The following is an 18753-nucleotide window of genomic DNA, read 5'->3' as shown; positions in this document are numbered from 1 at the left end:
CCTGTTGCTTTCCGGAATCAGTGGGGTGATCCCATGACTGCGATTGACGCTTGAATGATCCGCGCCAGGGCAGCACATTACGGGGACAGGCCGTGCCGTCGCTATCCAGGGCGGACGGCGAGGTGTACGGCGTCCGGAACGCCCCGGGCAACGGGGACCTCTTCGGTACGCACCTGACGGAATCCGGCATTCCGCAAGGTTCCTTCAAATTCCGGAGAGGGTTCGGCCGACCATACTGCAAACACCCCGTCCGGCCTCAACACCCTTGCGCACGCGGCGAGTCCGGCCGGGGAGTAGAGGCCGCCGTTGTCCTCGGTGACGGTCCAGCCCGGACCGTTGTCGATGTCGAGGCACAAAGCGTCGAACGTGTCCGATGTCTCCTTCAGATAAGTGAGCAGATCCGCCTCGACGATCCGGGTGCGCGGATCGCCGAGCGCCGCGGCGGACACCTCCGCCAGCGGGCCCCGGCGGTGCCAGTCGATGACGGCCGGCTCCCGCTCGGCGACGGTGATCCGCCCCCAGCGTCCGCCGGCCGCGGCGTGCGCGAGCGAGAACCCCACGCCCAGTCCGCCGATCAGCACCTCGGGCGCCGGGCGCCCGTTCAGCGCGTCGTACGCGGCGTCCACCAGCAGCCGCTCCGAGCGGCCGTCGGAGGTGTCCATCAGGAAGCAGCCGTTGGCGATGATCTGCAGCAGCGCGCCGTGCCTGCGCAGCACCACCTCGCCGTACGGGCCTTCGCGACGGTCCAGGACCACGGGGGAGTCGTACGCGGCAGTCATGCGCCCATCCTGCTCTGATCCGGCGTCAGGGGCACCGGGATTTCGGTGATCGCTCACAGCGAACGGCGGGCCGGGAACAACCGCGAGCCGTCGGACATTGAGTCGGCATAGCTCAAGTTGACTGCCTAAGGGGAGATCATGGCTGCTGAGTCCACGGCGTTCACGCTCGTACTGCCGGTGCTGCCGCTCGACGACGAGGTCGTGCTGCCCGGCATGGTGGTCCCGCTGGATCTGAGCGACGCCGAGGTGCGGGCCGCGGTGGAGGCGGCGCAGGCCGCCGCCCGCTCGGAGCCCGGCAAGCCCAGGGTCCTGCTGGTGCCGCGCGTCGACGGCACCTACGCGAAGACCGGTGTGCTCGGCACCGTCGAGCAGGTCGGCCGGCTGGCCGACGGCGACCCGGGCGCGCTGATCCGGGGCCGCGGCCGGGTGCGCATCGGCGCTGGCACGACGGGTCCGGGCGCGGCCCTGTGGGTGGAGGGCGCGCGGATCGACGAGACCGTGCCTGAACCGCTGCCCGGCCAGGTCGCCGACCTGGTCAAGGAGTACAAGGCCCTGGCCACCGCGTGGCTGCGCAAGCGCGGCGCCTGGCAGGTCGTGGACCGGGTCCAGGCCATCGACGACGTCTCGGCGCTCGCCGACAACTCCGGGTACTCGCCCTTCCTGACCACCGAGCAGAAGGTCGAGCTGCTGGAGACCGCCGACCCGGTGGCCCGGTTGAAGCTCGCCACCCAGCAACTGCGCGACCACCTCGCCGAGCAGGACGTCGCCGAGACCATCGCCAAGGACGTCCAGGAGGGCGTCGACAAGCAGCAGCGCGAGTTCCTGCTGCGCCGCCAGCTCGAGGCCGTCCGCAAGGAGCTGCGCGAGCTGAACGGCGAGAGCGACGGCGAGGAGTCGGACGACTACCGCGCCCGCGTCGAGGCCGCCGACCTGCCGGAGAAGGTCCGCGAGGCCGCCCTGAAGGAGGTCGACAAGCTGGAGCGGTCCAGCGACCAGTCGCCCGAGGGCTCGTGGATCAGGACCTGGCTGGACACGGTGCTGGAGATGCCGTGGAACGAGCGCACCGAGGACGCCTACGACATCCAGGGCGCCAAGGCCGTGCTCGACGCCGAGCACGCGGGGCTCGAGGACGTCAAGGAGCGCATCACCGAGTACCTGGCCGTGCGCAAGCGGCGCGGCGAGCGCGGCCTCGGCGTGATCGGCGGGCGGCGCGGGGGCGCCGTGCTGGCGCTCGTGGGCCCGCCCGGCGTCGGCAAGACCAGCCTCGGCGAGTCCGTCGCGCACGCCATGGGGCGCAAGTTCGTCCGGGTCGCCCTCGGCGGCGTACGGGACGAGGCCGAGGTCCGCGGCCACCGGCGCACGTACGTCGGCGCGCTGCCCGGCCGGATCGTCCGCGCCGTCAAGGAGGCCGGGTCCATGAACCCGGTGGTGCTGCTCGACGAGATCGACAAGGTGGGCTCCGACTTCCGGGGCGACCCGGCGGCGGCCCTGCTCGAGGTCCTCGACCCCGCGCAGAACCACACCTTCCGGGACCACTACCTGGAGGTCGAACTCGACCTCTCCGACGTGGTCTTCCTCGCCACCGCGAACGTCCTGGAGGCCATCCCGGAGGCGCTCGCGGACCGGATGGAGATCGTCCGGCTGGACGGCTACACCGAGGACGAGAAGGTCGTCATCGCCCGTGACCACCTGCTCCCGCGCCAGCTCGAGCGGGCCGGCCTTGACCGGGACGAGGTCACGATCGACGAGAGCGCGCTGCGCAGGCTCGCCGGCGAGTACACCCGCGAGGCGGGCGTGCGCACCCTGGAGCGGTCCCTGGCCCGGCTGCTGCGCAAGGTCGCGGCCCAGCACGAACTCGGTGAGCGGGAGCTGCCGTTCACCGTCCGGGACGAGGACCTGCGCGCGCTGATCGGACGCCCGCACCACGTGCCCGAGTCCGCCCAGGACCCGGCCGAGCGCCGGACCTCCGTCCCGGGCGTGGCCACCGGCCTCGCGGTCACCGGCGCCGGCGGCGACGTGCTCTTCGTGGAGGCGTCCCTCGCCGACCCGGAGACCGGCGCGGCCGGACTGACCCTGACCGGTCAGCTCGGCGACGTGATGAAGGAGTCGGCGCAGATCGCGCTGAGCTTCCTGCGCAGCCACGGCGCCGAACTCGAGCTGCCGGTGGGCGACCTGAAGGACCGGGGCGTGCACATCCACTTCCCGGCGGGCGCGGTCCCGAAGGACGGGCCGAGCGCGGGCATCACCATGACCACCGCCCTCGCCTCCCTGCTCTCCGGCCGGCTGGTCCGCACCGACGTGGCGATGACCGGCGAGGTCTCGCTGACCGGCCGGGTGCTGCCGATCGGCGGGGTGAAGCAGAAGCTGCTCGCCGCCCACCGCGCCGGGGTGACCACCGTGATCATCCCCAAGCGCAACGAGCCCGACCTGGACGATGTCCCGGCCGAGGTGCTGGACAGGCTCGACGTCCACGCCGTGACCGACGTCCGCCAGGTCCTGGAGCTGGCCCTCGCGCCCGCCGCGAACGGCGCGGAGCCGGAGGTTCCGGTGGCGGCGTGACGGACGCCCCCGGATGAGGGAGGGCCCGGGTCCCGCACGGGACCCGGGCCCTCACCGCGTCCGCGGGCGCCCCTCACCGCGTCCGCGGGCGCCGGGCTCAGTCCGCGGAGAGCGACTGCTCCGCCCACACGGTCTTGCCCACCCGGTCGTGCCGGGTGCCCCAGCGTTCGGAGAGCTGGGCGACCAGCAGCAGGCCCCGGCCCCCCTCGTCGTAGATCCGGGCGCGCCGCATGTGCGGGGTGGAGCCGCTGGCGTCGTAGACCTCGCAGATCAGGGTGGGGTCCTGGTGGATCAGCCGCAGCCGGATGGGCGGCCGGCCGTGGCGGATGGCGTTGGTGACCAGCTCGCTGACCACCAGCTCGGTGGTGAAGGCGGCCTCCTCCAGCCCCCACGCGGAGAGCTGGTCGCTCGCGTGCTTGCGGGCCCGGGCCACCACCGTGGGATCGCTGGTCAGCTCCCAGGAGGCCACCCGGTCGGCGCTCAGCGCCCGGGTGCGGGCGACGAGCAGGGCGGCGTCGTCGTCGGGACGACGGGTCGTCAGCTCGGTCAGCACCCGGTCGCAGAGCGCGTCCAGGGTCGGCGCGGGCCGGCCGAGGGCGCCGAACAGTAGGTCCAGTGCCTCGTCGACGTCGGGACCGTGGGGCTCGAGCAGTCCGTCGGTGTAGAGGACGAGCAGGCTGCCCTCGGGCAGCTCGGTCTCCAGGGCGTCGAAGGGGAGCCGCCCGCCGAGGCCGAGCGCCGGGCCCGCGGGCACGTCGAGAAGGCGGACGGCGCCGTCCGGGGTGACCACGGCGGGCGGGGGGTGGCCGGCCCGGGCCAGGGCGCAGTGGCGCGAGACCGGGTCGTAGACCGCGTACAGGCACGTGGTCCCGATGCCGCCCGCCGCCTCGCCGGCCGGGTCCGCGCCCTCGTCCGCGGCCAGCCGCAGCACGAGGTCGTCGAGGTGGGTGAGCAGTTCGTCCGCGGGGAGGTCGACGTCGGCCAGGGTGCGTACCGCTGTGCGCAGCCGGCCCGTGGCGGCGGAGGCCCGCGTCCCGTGGCCGACGACGTGGCCGGCGACCAGGGCGACGCGCGCCCCGGACAGCGGGATCACGTCGAACCAGTCACCGCCGGCCCCGGCCCGGGCGCCGGCGGGCAGACGGCGGCCGGCGATGTCCAGGGCGTCCTGGCCGGGCGGTGCGTGCGGCAGCAGGCCGCGCTGCGCGGCCGTGGCGGCGGGGTGCGGCCGGGCGTACCGTCGCTCGTTGTGCAGGCCGGTGGCCGCCCGGGCGGCCAGCTCCTCGGCGAGCAGCAGGTCCTGCGGGCCGAACGGCTCCCTGCGCCGGTCGCGGCCGAAGAGGGCGACGCCGAGCGTGCTGCCCTCGGCGAGCAGCGGGACCGCGATCAGCGAGTGCGTGCCGGACGGGCCCGGCCGCGCGGCGCCCGGGTCCGCGGCCGCCCACCCCGGGCCCACCGGGTCCGAGGAGTCGCGCAGCACGGACCGGCCGGTGGCCAGGGACTCGGCGGGAGCCGTCCCCGGCTCGTAGGCGACCGTCCCGCCCACCCCGGGCCCGGCCGGGGGGCCGCCGTCGTCGGACTCGGCCCGCACCGCGGCGCGGCGCAGGACAGCCCGCCGGGCGCCGGCGCCGAACGCGTCCTGAGGGCCGCCGGGTGTGGGCGGGGAGTCGAAGAGGTCCACCGCCGTGAAGTCCGCGAGCCGGGGGACCGCGGCGTCGGCCAGTTCCCGCGCGGTGCGCTCCAGGCCGGGGGCGATGGGATCGTGCGCGGCGGTCTCGTCCGGGGCGTGCTGCCGGAGCGCGGGGCCGGGGGCGTGCCGCTGGGTCGCGAGACAGACCGCGCGCACCGCGCCGGTGCCGTCCTTGAGCGGGGTGAGCACGGTGGGCCGGTCGAGGTCGGGTCCGAGGACGGCCCGCACCTCGCGCGGCTCCCCGGTCTCCAGCACCTGGCGCATGGTCCGCTCGGCCTCGTCCCGCGCCGGCCCGGGCGCGATGTGCGTCAGCCGCAGCCCGCGCATCGCCGCCTCGGGCAGGGACAGCGCCCGTTCCAGCCGGCGGTTGGCGCGCATCAGCCGCAGTTCGGTGTCGAAGATCGCCAGCGGGAAGGGGGACTGGATGAAGGTCCACTCCTCCAGCGGTTCGCCGCGCGGCGGCTGCGGCCGGTCCGCGACGGCGGTGACCACGAGCCAGCCGGACTCGCCGGCGCGCCGCGTCCGGCGGTGGGCGAGCAGCCCCTGCTCCAGCCGCCGGCCGTCCCGGTGCCGCAGCGCGACCGTGCCGTGCCAGCGGTCGTGGCCGGCCAGGGCGTGCCGGACCGCCGGTCCGTCCGCGGCGGCGAGCAGCGCGGCGGCGGGCCGTCCGACGACGGCCGCGTCCTCGTAGCCGAGCAGCCTGCGGGCACCCTCGCTCCAGCTGGTGAGGATGCCCTGCTCATCGATGGTGGCCGTGGCCGTGTACGTGGACTGTCGCTCCATCGCCGCTCATCTCGCCCCTGTCCGGCAGGCTCTCCCTGACCAGAATGATCCCGGGCGGCGCGGAGCACCAACGCAGCGGAACGGCGGCCGTCCGCGGGGACGGCCGCCGTGGTGGGACGCGGGGCGGGGATCAGCCGTTGGCCAGGGCCTGCACCCGGTCCAGTGCGCCGTTGAACTTGTCGTGGTCACCGACCGTCGGGCCGGAGGAGGTGTACTGCCACATCGTGTAGTACGACCAGCCCGCCGGCAGCGTCCCCACGGTCGAGGCGTAGCGGGCGATCCACAGCGGGTTGTTGGCGGCGAAGCCGCCGTAGTTGCCGGTGCAGTCGGTCCACCAGCTCGTCGCCGTGTAGATCACGGCGTCCCGGCCGGTGCGCGCCTTGTAGGTGTTGAGGAAGTCGGCGATCCAGCTGACCATCCCGCTCGCGGTCTTGCCGTAGCAGGCGGCGCCGTACGGGTTCCACTCGATGTCGAGCACGCCGGGCAGGGTCTTGCCGTCCCGGGACCAGCCGCCGCCGTGGTCCACGAAGTAGTTGGCCTGGGTGGCGCCGCTCGTGGTGTCCGGGGTGGCGAAGTGGTAGGCGCCGCGGATCATGCCGACGTTGTACGAGCCGTTGTACTGCTGGGCGAAGTACGGGTTCGTGTAGTACGTGCCCTCCGTGGCCTTGGTGTAGGCCCAGCGGACGCCGCTGTTCCAGAGGGTGGACCAGGCGACGTTGCCCTGGTAGCCGGAGACGTCGACGCCCTCGGTCTGGGTCGCGTCACCGGTGCTGGGGGTGCCGTGCTGCCCGTCGTGGGCGGCCACCCCCATGCCCATGGACGCCGAGCCGCGGCTGGGGGTGGTCGCCGCCTGGGCGGTGGTGAGCGGGAGGGCGAGGCCGAGCGCCATGAGCAGGGCCGTGACGAGGACGGCGAGCGGGCGCGGGCGGAGGGAACCAGGTCTGTGCACGGGCATGACGTGCCTCCGGGGAGAGGGGTGGGGGGATCGTGGGGTGTCCGCTTGACCACTGGCGTGGGCATGTCATTGCTTGCCTGACACAGAAGCTACGCACGTAGATGACACCCTGGGAAGAGGCTCCGGATTCTGCCGTTGGTCTAAGCCTGCGAAATACTTGAAGAGCTGCGGCTATGAAGCCGGTTGGCGAAAACTTTCAGGACGGCGAAACCGATCAGGGGTGCTGACGTGCACGAGGACGCAAACGGCGACGGACGCCGTGTCACCGGACAGGTGACGCCCAGTGGTGCAGACCAGGAATTCCTGGCACTGGAACGCGAGTTGACCTTGCTGCTCCGGCGGGCCCGGGCCAACCAGGGCGAGATGGCCCGCGAGGTCCACCCCGACCTGGAGTCCTCCGCCTACGGTCTGCTCATCCGCCTCGACGAACTCGGCGGCCAGCGCGCCACCGAGCTCGCGGCCTACATCGGCGTCGGCAAGGCCACCATGTCCCGCCAGCTCCGCGCCCTGGAGGAACTGGGGCTGATCGTCCGCGAGCCCGACCCGGCCGACGGCCGCGCCTGGCTGGTCACCCTGACCGACGAGGGCCGCCGCCGCGTCGGCACCGTCCGCCAGGCCCGCCGCGCCCGCTACGTCAGCCAGCTGGCCCACTGGGACCGCCGCGAGGTCGCGGAACTGGCCAGACTGCTGCACGAGTTGAACGGCGTCACCGAGCGCTGAGCCGCGTGCTCACAGCTCGGCGAACACCACCGTCGCGTCGTCGTGCGTCTTGCCGGGGCCGAGGAACGCCCGCTCCTCCCGGTCCGCCGACTCCAGCCCGCGCACCCGGTCGACCAGCGAGCGGGCGCCCTCCTTGGCGACGAGCGCGAACAGGTCCGCCCAGTCGCCCTCCCGGAACCGGTCCGTCCAGCGGGTCGCGCCGTCCGACAGCGCCGCCAGCGCGCGGACCCGGCCGCGCGGGAGGGTGCCGGCGACGGCGCGGGCGGCGACCGAGGGGTCGGCGGCGGCCGTGAAGAAGCCGCCCTCCCGGTTGCGGAGGTTGGCGTCGACCAGCGCGTCGGTCGCCAGGGCGGAGCGGGGCAGCCGGGCCAGCCGGTCGTCCAGCACCGCGGTGACCGCGCCCTCGGGGGCCTGCAGGAGCAGGGCCGCGTCCGACAGCACCAGGTACTCCACCAGGTCGGCGGACCAGCGGGCCAGGGCCACGGTTGCCTGCGGGGTGCGCGGGTGAGAAAGGTCACAGGTGTCCGCGTGGGCCTCCGCCGTCCGGGCGATCGCCCGCGACAGGACCTCCGGCAGCGTCAGATCTCGGCCGGAAACGGCCAGTTCGGTCAGCGCGCCGCCGAGCCGCGACGTGAACCAGTGGACGGAGTGTGTGCAACCCGTCGCGCCGCGCGGCGGCGTCACTCCGTCCAGCAAGATCACACAACCACCCTGACCGGAAGCGGGTAGTCCGACGCCCGCGAAGTCCTCGTTGGGGCGGTTCGCGTCGCCGGGTTCCGAAACGAGATCTGTTCGCATCCGGCCAGTCTGCACCAGCCCTTCACAGCTTCCGCCAAAGGCGGCCATCGGTCGCCGAATTGGCACGGCCTCGCAGGTCAGGTGCCTGCTTTGGGGGCAAATGACGTACTCAGGCAACGCGTGGTGGCGAATACTGCCAAAGCCTGCCGCGCGCGTCCAACCGGCCCGCCGCGCCCGCGCGCCGCACGCGCCGCCGGAACTTGCCCGCCAACTCCCCTCCGATGTTCACTCCTTCGAGTGGCGGGTCAGGTGATGCGCGACCACTGCCCACCGGCGCTGGGAGGGTCGGAAACCGTATGAACCGGGTGTACGCACCACTTGGCCCCGAGACGACGGGCCGCCACCCGGGCCCTTGAGCAGACGAGTTCAGGATTGCGAGCACCGGTGCAGAAGAAGTGGCCTCGGCGCACAGGCAGGCAGACGGCTCCCGAAGGGGGCGTCGGACAGACCCCCGTGGGCACGGGTCGCCCCCGTCACGTGCGAACCCGGCTGATCGTGGCCGTGACCGTGGTGGCCGCCGCCATCGCCGGAGCGGGAGCACCCTCGCTGCTCGCCGCCTCCCAGGACGTCAGCGACTCCCAGGAACTGGTCACCCTGTCCGTCCGCACCCAGGACGCCCTCGCGCTGGCCCACTCGCTGGCCGACGAACGCGACGAGGTCACCTCCTACATAGCCGCGGGCCGGCCCAAGTCCAAGGCGCCCACCGAGCAGCGCAGCGCCCGCGTCGACCGCCAGGCCGAGGACCTGCGCGCCGACCCCGACACACCGGCCGACCTGCGCACCGCCCTCGACCGCGTCGCCGCCGTCCGGCATGCCGCGCTCACCGGCAAGTCGGACGCGCTCAAGACCCATCAGGCGTACTCCGCGACCATCACGGAGCTGCACCGGCTCGCCGGCGAACTGGCCGACACGATGCCGCCGCGGGCCGGCTCCGGCGGCCACGCGCTCGCCGAACTGGACTCCGCCGTCCAGCAGTCCGCCGCCGCCCGGGGCCTGCTGCTGGCCGCGCTCGGCGTCCCGTCCAGCACCCGGACGGTGATCGACCCCGCCACCGGCCTGCCCAGCACGACCAGCGAGCCCACCGAGGAGGGCCGCAAGCAGCGCGACGCGCTCACCGCCGCCGCCCAGCAGGCCCGGCTGCGCGCCGACGCGGCCCTCGCCGACTTCCGAGAGACCGCCCCCAAGGCGTCCGTCGCCTCCTACGACTCCACGGTCACCGGCCCCGAGGTCAACTCGGCCGAGAAGTACCTCGCCGCCCTCACCGACCAGCCCACCCTCACCGGCAGCGACCCCGCCACCAGCGCCAGGAAGCTGGACGCGGCCCTGTCCGCCCGGGTGGACCTGATGCGGGGCGCCGAGTCGGCCCTCTACGACCACCGCACCAAGGACCTCGAGAAGCTCCGGGGCGACGACGTCACCGCGCTGGAGATCCGCATCGCCGTCCTCGGCGCCCTGATGCTCCTCGCCGTCGGCATCGCCACCGCCATGGCCCGCACCCTCACCCGCCCGCTGTCGGTGCTGCGCCGCGGCTCGGCCCGGCTGGCCGAGGCGGAGGACCCGCTGGGCCAGGAGCCGGTCGCCTTCACCGGCCGCAACGATGAGTTCGCCCAGGTCGTCCGCTCGGTCAACGCCCTGCACGCGCGCGCCGCCGCCCTGCAGGAGCGGGTGACCACCCTGGAGGCCGACCGCAAGCACCTGGTCGGCCAGCGGCAGAAGATGGCCGACGCCCGCGAGGAACTGCGCGCCGAACTCGACGCGTCCGCCGCCCACCTGGAGCGGCTGCGCACCAGCATCGGCGGCACCTTCGTCAGCCTCGCCCTGCGCACCCTCGGCCTGGTCGAGCGGCAACTGGCGGTGATCGAGGGCCTGGAGGAGCGCGAGCAGGACCCGGAGCGGCTCGCCACCCTCTTCAAGCTCGACCACTTCGCCACCGTCATGCGCCGGCACAGCGAGAACCTGCTGGTCCTGGCCGGCACCGAGCACGTCCAGCAGTCCCACGGACCGGTCCCGCTGGTCGACGTGGTGCGCGCGGCGGTCAGCGAGATCGAGCGCTACGAGCGCGTCCGCATCGCCGCCCTGCCCCCGCACGCCCACGTGGTCGGGTTCGTCGCCGACGACCTCTCCCACCTGCTCGCCGAACTCATGGAGAACGCCGCCTCCTTCTCCCCGCCGGACCTGCCCGTCGAGGTCTCCGGCTGGCTGCTGGAGTCCGGCGAGGTCATGCTGTCCGTCCAGGACGAGGGCATCGGCATGACCGGCGACCGCCTGGACCGCCTCAACGCCCGCCTCGCCCAGTTCGACCCCGAGTCGCCGTACGACCAGGAGGGCGACGACGGCCTCGGCCTCGGCCTGTACGTCGTGGCCCGGCTCGCCCACCGCCACGGCATCCGCACGCAACTGCGCGAGCAGAAGCAGGGCGGGGTGGCGGCGGTCGTGGTCCTGCCCCGGACCCTGCTCGCCGAGGCGCCTGCGACGGCGGCCCCGCGCCCGGCCACCCTCTCGGACACCCAGAGCTTCTCCCTCCCGGGTGCCGACGCCGAGGTCAACTCCAACGTCCTGCACGCCCGCACCAAGGACGCCGACCCCCTGGTCGCCCTCGCCGAGAAGGCCGCCCGCGAGGCGGAGGCCGAGGCCGGTCCGGCGGAGGGCACCGAGGTCCACGCGCGGGCGGAGGCCGCCGAGCCGGCCGCCGAGGAGACCGCGACCCGGCCGAAGGAACCCGCGGAGACCTTCGCCGAGACGACGATGGAACTCCTGCTCCCGGAGGTCGCCACGCAGCCCGCGGCCGCCGGCGCCGAGGACACCCCACCGGTGCCGCCCGCGCCCGCCGCCGAGAGCCGCACGGCCGAGGCGAGTGGCACCGAGTCCGCGGACGCCGAAGGCGAGGCGCTCACCAGCAAGGGCCTCCCCAAGCGCACACCCAGGATCACCGCTCCCGCCGCCGCCCAGCCCCGCCGGCGCGGCTCGTCCGTCGACGCCGACGCCCTCCGCCGCAGGCTCGGCGGCTTCCGCCAGGGAGCGCAGGCCGGCTACCGGGACGTAGAGGCGGAGATCACAGAACGCACCGAAGAGACCACGGGGGGCACCGTCGAGGAGGCAAGCAGTTGACCGCGCCCAGTACCTTCGGCCTGAGCAGGGAGGCCCGCAACCTGCACTGGCTGCTGACCAACCTGGTGGAGGAAGTCCCCGGCATCCAGTCCGTCGCCGTGGTCTCGTCGGACGGCCTGCTGCTCCTGTCGTCCGACCCCGGCCACGCCGAGCAGTCCCGCCAGTCCCGCCCGACGAAGGGCCCCCGGGGCTCCGCCGCGGACCTCGCGACCATCGTCTCCGGCATCGGCAGCCTCACCGTCGGCGCCGCCAAGCTGATGAAGTTCGGCGGGGTCAAGCACACGATGGTCGCGATGGACGAGGGCAGCCTGTTCGTGATGTCCATCAGCGACGGCTCGCTGCTCGGCGTGCACGGGTCTGCGGAGTGCGACATGAGCGTCGTGGCGTACCACATGGCGCTCTTCGTCGGCCGGGCCGGACACGTCCTGACCCCCGAACTCCGCAGCGAGCTGCGGAAATCCATGGAAGCCGAGTCCACGGGGAGCGCCCGATGAGCGGCACACCGAACAAACTTCCCGTGCGCGGCGGCGAGCGCAAACCCGCCCGGGTCCGCCCCTACTCGCTCACCGGCGGCCGCACCCGCTTCGGCCACGTGCTCCTCGTGGAGACCTTCGTGGCCGCGCTGGAGGCCCCCGAGGAGCGCCGGGAACTGACGAACGGCTCCCTCACCACCCGGGTCATGCCCGAGCTGCGGGCCATCGTCGAACTGTGCCGCCGTATGCGCACGGTGGCCGAGATCGCCGCGCTGCTGAAGATGCCGCTCGGCGTGGTCCGCGTGCTGCTGAGCGACCTCGCGGACCAGGGAAAGATCCGTGTGTACGGCACCGGAACCGGTCACGGCACCGGCCGCCCGGACCGCGCGCTGCTGGAAAGGGTGCTGAGTGGACTCCGCCGTCTCTGACGCCACGGGCGTCGCCCCCCTCGTCGCGGGGTTCAGCGAACCCGACGAGGACCTGAAGGCCTGGCAGCAGGACCGGACGCAGGCTCCCACCGCCACGAAGATAGTGGTGGCGGGCGGCTTCGGCGTCGGCAAGACCACGCTGGTCACGGCCGTCTCGGAGATCACGCCGCTGCAGACCGAGGCGCTGATGACCGAGGCGAGCGAGGGCACCGACGACCTCACCGCCACGCCGGGCAAGTCGACCACCACCGTGGCCATGGACTTCGGCCGCCTCACGCTCGACGACGACCTGGTGCTCTACCTCTTCGGCACGCCGGGCCAGCAGCGCTTCTGGTTCATGTGGGACGACCTGGTGCGCGGCGCGATAGGCGCCGTCGTGCTGGCCGACACCCGCCGCCTGAAGGACTGTTTCCCCGCACTGGACTACTTCGAGAGCTGCGGACTGCCGTACGTCGTCGCGGTCAACCACTTCGACGACAGCGAGCTTTTCGAACCGGAGGACGTACGCGAGGCGCTGACCATACCCGCGCACATCCCTGTCATGATCATGGACGCGCGGCGCCGGATCTCGGCGATCGAGACCCTACTGGCCCTCGTCGGCCACGCGCTGGACGAAACCCCCGAGTAGTCCCGACCTAGGAGCACCACCCGCATGCGGAAGATACTCGTCGTCGGAGCCGGCCAGTCCGGACTCCAGCTCGCCCTCGGCCTGCAGTCGCACGGCTACGAGGTCACCCTGATGTCGAACCGGACCGCGGACGAGATCCGCTCCGGCCGGGTCATGTCGACGCAGTGCATGTTCGACACGGCCCTGGGGCACGAGCGCGACCTCCAGCTCAACTTCTGGGAGTCCCAGGCCCCGAAGATCGAGGGTCTCGGCGTCTCGGTCGCGGCCCCCGGCTCCTTCGACCCGGGCCCCTCCCAGCGCGCGATCGACTGGGTGGGCAGGCTGAACGGCTTCGCCCAGTCCGTCGACCAGCGGGTGAAGATGGCCGGCTGGATGGAGACGTTCGCCCAGCGCGGCGGCCAGCTCGTCATCCACGGCGCGGCCGTCGGCGACCTCGACTACTTCTCCCGCGCCTACGACCTCGTGCTCGTCTCCGCCGGCAAGGGCGAGCTGGTGTCGATGTTCAGCCGCGACCCCGAGCGCTCCCCGTACAGCGAGCCGCAGCGCGCCCTCGCGGTGGCCTACGTGCACGGGCTCGGCCCGCGCCCGGAGCACCCGGACTTCGACGCGGTCCGCTGCAACCTCGTCCCCGGGGTCGGCGAGCTGTTCATCATGCCGACCTACACCACCTCGGGCCGCGCCGACATCCTGTTCTGGGAAGGCGTCCCCGGCGGCCCGCTGGACGTCTTCAACGGCGTCAAGGACCCCGCCGAGCACCTCTCCCTGACCCTCGAGCTCATGGAGAAGTTCACGCCCTGGGAGTACGCGCGGGCGACGAAGGTCGAGCTGACGGACGCGGGCGGCACCCTGGCCGGCCGCTACGCCCCGACCGTGCGCAACCCCATCGGACGGCTGCCCTCGGGCGGGCTGGTCCTGGGCGTCGCCGACGTGGTCGTGGCCAACGACCCGATCACCGGGCAGGGGTCCAACTCCGCGTCCAAGTGCGCCGCCGCGTACCTCGCGTCGATCCTCGAGCAGGGCGACAAGCCGTTCGACGAGGACTGGATGCGGGCCACCTTCGACCGGTACTGGGCCACGGCCCAGCACGTCACCAAGTGGACCAACGCCATGCTGGCGCCGCCGCCGGAGCACGTCCTGAACCTCATCGGCGCGGCCGGCCAGCTCCAGCCCGTCGCCGACCGGTTCGCGAACGCCTTCAACGACCCGGCCGACTTCGAGAACTTCTTCTACGACCCGGAGAAGACGAACGCCTACCTGGCCTCGGTCGCCGGAGCCTGACGGGCCGGGCCCGGGCGGCCCCGGCCGCACCGGCGCCGAGACGCTCCTCACCTCGGCGCCGCAGGCCGGCTGCCCGCCTCCGGCGGGACGCCGCGCGGGGGGTCGTCCGGGCGTACGGCGCCGAGGACCGGGGCGGACGCCAGCGGGGTGACCTCGACCCGCTCGCCGGGTCTCGGCGCCTGGACCACCCGGCCGCCCCCGACGTACAGCGCCACGTGCGTCGCCCCGGGGAAGTACACCACCAGGTCGCCCGGGCGCAGCCGGTTCAGCGGGACCTTCGGCAGCCGGGCCCACTGCTCCTGGCTGGTGCGCGGGATGGGGGTGCCGGCGTGCCCCCACGCCTGCGAGGTGAGCCCCGAGCAGTCGTACGACGCCGGGCCCTGCGCTCCCCACTGGTACGGCTTGCCGACCTGGGACAGCGCGTAGCGGACGGCCCGGTCTCCTTCGCCGGACGGCGGCTTGTCGTCGCCGAGGGCGCCGGAGGCCGTGAGGCGCTGCTGGGCCTCGCCGACCCCGGTCCGCTCCAGCGCCGCCACCGCGGCGAGCTGCTCCGGGGTCAGCGAGGCGAGGAGCCGCTCGACGTCGCCGAGCCTGGCCGTGACGGCGTCGCGCTGCCTGCGCTGCTTCCCGGTGAGGGTGAGCTGCTCGTCCAGTGCCTTGCGGGCCGCCCTGGCCAGCGCGTCCCGCTTCCGCTCGGCGCCGGTGAGGCGGTCCACCGTCTCGGCGCGCTCGCGGGAGAGCCGGCCGATGACATGGCCCTCGTCCAGCGCGTGCTGCGGGTCGCGGGCGAGCAGCAGACGGAGGTAGGGGGAGAGGTCGCTGCTGTTCTGGTACTGCTGCCGGGCCAGGCGCCCGGCGTCCCTCCTGCCGCCCTGCAGCGCGAGCCGGGCGCGGGTGAGTTCGCCGTCGAGCCGGGTCACCTCGGCGCGCTGCCGCTTCAGCCGCTCCGCGGTGGCGTTGTACGACTCGGTGGCCTCCTCGGTCTGCCGGTACAGCGCCTGAAGGTCCGTCAGGAGCTGGGAGACGGACCGCGGCGGCGCTGGTTCGGCCACCGCGGGCACGGGCGCGAGGACGGCCTGGGCCGCCACCGCCGCCGTACAGGCCAGGCGCAGGAGTACTGCTGACACGTCTTCACCTCCGGTACGGGGCGGACGGTCCCTCCGTCCGCATCCGCACGGTGATATTCAGACGTGTTCATGGGCTTGTGTGCCGATTGTGGGCCGGACGGCCCCACGCTCTCACCCGGTCGTGTCACCCGGCTTGCGGGACGGAGCACCGCCCGGCTTGGACCAAGGCCACCTGAGCCCCTCGCCGGGCCCGCCCTCCGGGTCGTAGCGGTACTTCCAGCCCCGGACCAGACCGAGCCGTTTGCTGTGCCCCCTCGGCACGCGCCGATAGACGTGCACGAGGGGCGGGCCGCCGGCCGCGTCCGGCACCGGAACGCGGTACGTCTTCGGGGGATGGCCGGTCAGGCCCAGCAGCACCGGCAGCACGCGCCCGTCCAGGGGGCCGCCCTCGAACGGGGTGTCCTCACTCTTCACCGGTCCGGCCCTCAGCCTTCCTCGGCGAACGCGCCGACCACGTCCGCCGTCTGCGGATCACGCCCCGCGGTCACGGTCAGGACCGCCACGAACTGCTCGACCAGCCAGTCCCGCAGCTCCTCGACCGGCGGCTGCTTCCCCTCGTCCAGCCAGATCAGCGAGGCGGCCTCCACAGCCGTGATCCACGTCCGGACCGTCATGCGCAGGCGCGGCCCCGGCGCGCGGACGCCGAGGTGGCTGTAGATGTGGTCGGCCGCGGCCCGCCGTACGCCGTCCACGATGGCCGTCGTCCGGGAGGTCTCCACCACGCTGCCGCCCTGCAGCAGCGCGCTGAAGCCGGTGTCGTGCTGGTCCACGAAGGCCAGGTAGCGGTCGAGCGCGCGGGACAGGCGGGGCAGCAGGGGGCCGAGCCGGGGCTCGTCGAAGCACTGCTGGAGCTCCTCGCCGGCCGACCTGAGCGCGGCCTCGTAGAGCTGCTGCTTGCCGCCGGGGAAGTACCGGTACACCAGCGGACGGGAGACCCCGGCCGCCTCGGCCACGTCGTCCAGCGACACGTCCTCCGGCGCGCGGTGCGCGAAGAGCGAGAGAGCGGCGTCGAGGAGCTGGCTGCGCCGCTCCTCGACACTGAGACGACGGTAGGCGGGGGTGGCGGCCTGCGGGGTCATGCCAAGAAGCGTAATCGGACCGTGAAGAAGCCGCGCAGGCACGGCCACACCCGACCGTGCCCGCACCCCGCGTCAGTGGTGCGAACCGCCCGGGCAGGGCCTGGGCCAAGCGCCCCGACGACTTCCACAGCCGCTTCGTGGTCGGCCTCGGGCTAGGCCAGGAGCCCCGACGACTTCCACAGCCGCCGGCCCACACCCCGCAGGACGCCGATGTCGTCGAGGAAGTCCGTGAGCCGCTTGGCGCCGGTCTGCATGACCTCCCGGCGGTGCCCGCTCGCCTTCACCTGCGCCATCGCCTCCCGCTTGTCCAGTCCCACGTTCGTGTAGACGTCGGGGTTGATGAACGCCACCGAGAACACCCGCGCGAACTCGCCGGACGTGACCCGGGTGAACTCCTGCGACCACTTCGGCGCCGTCAGCATCTGGCGCCGCAGCTCCTCACGCGCGTACCGCACATGACGGGCCTCCTCCACCACGTGAATGCGCGTGACGCCGCGGATCAGCGGCTGCACCCGCTCGTCCGGGAAGGTCAGCCGCTGCATCCAGTCCAGCACCTCCTCGCCGAGCAGCGTGGCCGTGAAGGAGCCGGGCGTGGTGGATATGGTCTTGAACAGCCTGCCCAGGTTCTGGTGGACCCGGCTCACCGGGTACCAGGGGGTGCCGCCGTGCGAGATCAGCCGCGCGAACATCTTCGAGTGCCGGCACTCGTCCTCGATCTCGGTGAGGGCGTACCGCACGTGCGCGCTCGTCGCCGCCTTGTCGTAGATGTGCCGGACGAGGAGCTGCATCAGGATCAGCTCGAACCAGATGCCGAGCGAGGCCAGCGCCGCGGCCTCATGCTGGGAGAGCAGGATCCGCTGCTCCTCGCTCATCCGCTCCCACATCGGCGTGCCGTACAGCGAGACGAGCTCCGGCGGCCAGAACCACTTGCCCTCCTCGAAGGGCGCGTCCCAGTCCAGCTCCTTGTCCGGGTCGAAGGAGTGCTTGGCGGAAGAGACGAGCAGCCGTTCGGCCACCTGTTCGCGGTCCTTGAGCAGGCCGAGCGCGTCGCGCAGTCCGTCCAGCGCGTCCGCTTCCGTCAGGGTCGTCATGGCTCCCTCACCTCGTTACCCGGGGGTACGTTCCGCTTCTTATGAGACTGCCTGTCAGCAAGCCCGTCAATCCCCCGCGCATGACTTGTTGACTCGGCGTCTACGTGTGAGCCTGCGAAGTATGCCGACGCATGACCTGTACACCGACGAGCCGGGAGACTCCCCCTGGCAGGTGCCCGCGCGCGGGGCGGCCAGGTTCAGCTGGGAGTACGACCAGGGCCGCGACCGCCTGCTCGCCCTGTACCAGAAGGGCAAGGACAAGCAGTGGGACGGGCAGCGGCGCATCGACTGGGAGCTGGAGGTCGACCCGTACGACCCGCTCGGCACCCCCGACGAGGCGATGTCCCTCTACGGCACCCGGCACTGGGCCGGTCTCACCGAGCGGGACAAGGGCGAACTGCGCAGGCACTACGCCTCCTGGCAGTTCAGCCAGTTCCTGCACGGCGAGCAGGGCGCGATGATCTGCGCCGCCCGGATCGTGGAGTCCGTGCCCGACCTGGACGCCAAGTTCTACTCGGCGACCCAGACCATGGACGAGGCCCGGCACGCCGAGATCTACGGCCGCTTCCTGCACGAGAAGATCGGGATGCTCTACCCGATCGACGACAACCTGCAGTCCCTGCTCGGCGACACCCTCCGCGACAGCCGCTGGGACATGCCCTACCTCGGTATGCAGGTGCTGATCGAGGGGCTGGCGCTCGCCGCCTTCGGCATGATCCGGGACACCACGAACAAGCCGCTGCCCCGGCAGATCCTCGCCTACGTCATGCAGGACGAGGCCCGGCACGTGGCCTTCGGCCGCATGGCCCTGCGGGACTATTACCAGCAGCTCACCGACGCCGAACTGCGCGAACGCGAGGAGTTCGTCATCGAGGGCTGCCACCTCATGCGGGACCGGCTGCGCGGCGTCGAGGTGCTGGAGAACTTCGGCATCCCGCGCGCCGAGGCCGAGCGGTTCAGCGAGGAGTCCGAGTTCCTCCGGCTCTTCCGCAAGCTGCTGTTCAGCCGCATCGTGCCCTGTGTGAAGGACATCGGCCTGTGGGGCAGGCGGCTCCAGCAGGCCTATGTGGACATGGGCGTCCTGGAGTTGGGCGATTCGAGCCTGGACCTGCTGATGGCGCAGGACGAGGAGATCGCCGAGCGGCTGGACGCCGAGCGCTTCGCGGCCGAGGAGCGGGAGCGGGTCGCCGAGGTGGAGGAGGCGATCGAGTCGGGGGCGGCCGAGGACTGAGCCCCACCCCCTGTGCAGTACGGTTCTGG

At 72.9% G+C, this 18753-nt stretch carries 16 protein-coding genes; 8 read left to right on the top strand and 8 right to left on the bottom strand.

The window, feature by feature from the left end:
• Positions 1 to 101: 101 nt before the first annotated feature.
• Positions 102 to 779, bottom strand: coding sequence for a spermine/spermidine synthase domain-containing protein (locus ACZ7JA_RS00675; protein ID WP_470806692.1), 678 nt, complete (start codon positions 777 to 779; stop codon positions 102 to 104).
• Between the two features lie 138 nt (positions 780 to 917).
• Between ACZ7JA_RS00675 and lon the strand changes: the two genes are divergently transcribed.
• On the top strand, positions 918 to 3338 hold the full coding sequence (gene lon / locus ACZ7JA_RS00670; protein WP_351662756.1) for an endopeptidase La: 2421 nt from the start codon (positions 918 to 920) through the stop codon (positions 3336 to 3338).
• A gap of 97 nt (positions 3339 to 3435) precedes the next feature.
• Here lon and ACZ7JA_RS00665 read toward each other — a convergent pair whose 3' ends face one another.
• Together ACZ7JA_RS00665 and ACZ7JA_RS00660 are read right to left on the bottom strand one after the other, a co-directional pair.
• Positions 3436 to 5808 carry a SpoIIE family protein phosphatase gene (locus tag ACZ7JA_RS00665; protein ID WP_470806691.1) on the bottom strand — a complete coding sequence of 791 codons (2373 nt, stop codon included), beginning with the start codon at positions 5806 to 5808 and terminating at the stop codon, positions 3436 to 3438.
• Positions 5809 to 5938: 130 nt separating this feature from the next.
• Positions 5939 to 6763 (bottom strand): lysozyme, encoded by an 825-nt coding sequence (locus ACZ7JA_RS00660; RefSeq protein ID WP_351662762.1) that lies wholly within the window; start codon positions 6761 to 6763, stop codon positions 5939 to 5941.
• Between the two features lie 228 nt (positions 6764 to 6991).
• Between ACZ7JA_RS00660 and ACZ7JA_RS00655 the strand changes: the two genes are divergently transcribed.
• Positions 6992 to 7483 carry a MarR family winged helix-turn-helix transcriptional regulator gene (locus tag ACZ7JA_RS00655; protein ID WP_351662765.1) on the top strand — a complete coding sequence of 164 codons (492 nt, stop codon included), beginning with the start codon at positions 6992 to 6994 and terminating at the stop codon, positions 7481 to 7483.
• Positions 7484 to 7492: 9 nt separating this feature from the next.
• On the opposite strand, the gene ACZ7JA_RS00650 is transcribed toward ACZ7JA_RS00655, so the two are convergent.
• On the bottom strand, positions 7493 to 8281 hold the full coding sequence (locus ACZ7JA_RS00650; RefSeq protein WP_401132236.1) for a protein phosphatase 2C domain-containing protein: 789 nt from the start codon (positions 8279 to 8281) through the stop codon (positions 7493 to 7495).
• Positions 8282 to 8665: 384 nt separating this feature from the next.
• Between ACZ7JA_RS00650 and ACZ7JA_RS00645 the strand changes: the two genes are divergently transcribed.
• From ACZ7JA_RS00645 to ACZ7JA_RS00625, 5 genes are read left to right on the top strand one after another with little or no spacing between them, the layout of a single operon-like run.
• On the top strand, positions 8666 to 11389 hold the full coding sequence (locus ACZ7JA_RS00645) for a sensor histidine kinase (RefSeq protein WP_470806690.1): 2724 nt from the start codon (positions 8666 to 8668) through the stop codon (positions 11387 to 11389).
• A complete protein-coding gene (locus tag ACZ7JA_RS00640; RefSeq protein ID WP_351662774.1) occupies positions 11386 to 11883 on the top strand; it encodes a roadblock/LC7 domain-containing protein in 498 nt (165 codons plus the stop codon). Before ACZ7JA_RS00645 ends, ACZ7JA_RS00640 begins: the two co-directional genes overlap by 4 nt.
• Positions 11880 to 12290 carry a DUF742 domain-containing protein gene (locus tag ACZ7JA_RS00635; RefSeq protein WP_351662777.1) on the top strand — a complete coding sequence of 137 codons (411 nt, stop codon included), beginning with the start codon at positions 11880 to 11882 and terminating at the stop codon, positions 12288 to 12290. Before ACZ7JA_RS00640 ends, ACZ7JA_RS00635 begins: the two co-directional genes overlap by 4 nt.
• The gene (locus tag ACZ7JA_RS00630; protein WP_351662780.1) at positions 12271 to 12918 is read left to right on the top strand and encodes a GTP-binding protein; all 648 of its coding nucleotides are present in this window, start codon (positions 12271 to 12273) and stop codon (positions 12916 to 12918) included. The genes ACZ7JA_RS00635 and ACZ7JA_RS00630 overlap by 20 nt, the downstream gene beginning before the upstream one ends.
• Before the next feature lie 24 nt (positions 12919 to 12942).
• Positions 12943 to 14196, top strand: coding sequence for a styrene monooxygenase/indole monooxygenase family protein (locus ACZ7JA_RS00625; protein WP_351662783.1), 1254 nt, complete (start codon positions 12943 to 12945; stop codon positions 14194 to 14196).
• Between the two features lie 47 nt (positions 14197 to 14243).
• Here the strand turns inward: ACZ7JA_RS00625 and ACZ7JA_RS00620 are convergent, their stop codons facing one another.
• The 4 genes from ACZ7JA_RS00620 to ACZ7JA_RS00605 form a co-directional block, all read right to left on the bottom strand.
• On the bottom strand, positions 14244 to 15323 hold the full coding sequence (locus tag ACZ7JA_RS00620) for a C40 family peptidase (RefSeq protein WP_351662786.1): 1080 nt from the start codon (positions 15321 to 15323) through the stop codon (positions 14244 to 14246).
• 111 nt (positions 15324 to 15434) lie between these two features.
• Positions 15435 to 15737 carry a hypothetical protein gene (locus ACZ7JA_RS00615; protein ID WP_351662789.1) on the bottom strand — a complete coding sequence of 101 codons (303 nt, stop codon included), beginning with the start codon at positions 15735 to 15737 and terminating at the stop codon, positions 15435 to 15437.
• An 11-nt stretch (positions 15738 to 15748) separates the two neighbouring features.
• Entirely contained in the window at positions 15749 to 16402 is a 654-nt protein-coding gene (locus tag ACZ7JA_RS00610; RefSeq protein WP_351662791.1) for a TetR/AcrR family transcriptional regulator, read from the bottom strand.
• 152 nt (positions 16403 to 16554) lie between these two features.
• Positions 16555 to 17493: an AurF N-oxygenase family protein gene (locus tag ACZ7JA_RS00605; protein WP_351662794.1), complete on the bottom strand. Its 939-nt coding sequence runs from the start codon at positions 17491 to 17493 to the stop codon at positions 16555 to 16557.
• 121 nt (positions 17494 to 17614) lie between these two features.
• Here ACZ7JA_RS00605 and ACZ7JA_RS00600 point away from each other — a divergent pair, with 121 nt between their 5' ends.
• A complete protein-coding gene (locus tag ACZ7JA_RS00600) occupies positions 17615 to 18724 on the top strand; it encodes a ferritin-like domain-containing protein (RefSeq protein WP_470806689.1) in 1110 nt (369 codons plus the stop codon).
• The last annotated feature ends 29 nt before the right edge of the window (positions 18725 to 18753 follow it).

This window comes from Streptomyces sp. NPDC038135 (assembly GCF_055601245.1).
Note: the sequence above shows the minus strand (reverse complement) of the source record. Positions and strands in the feature narration are given on the sequence as shown.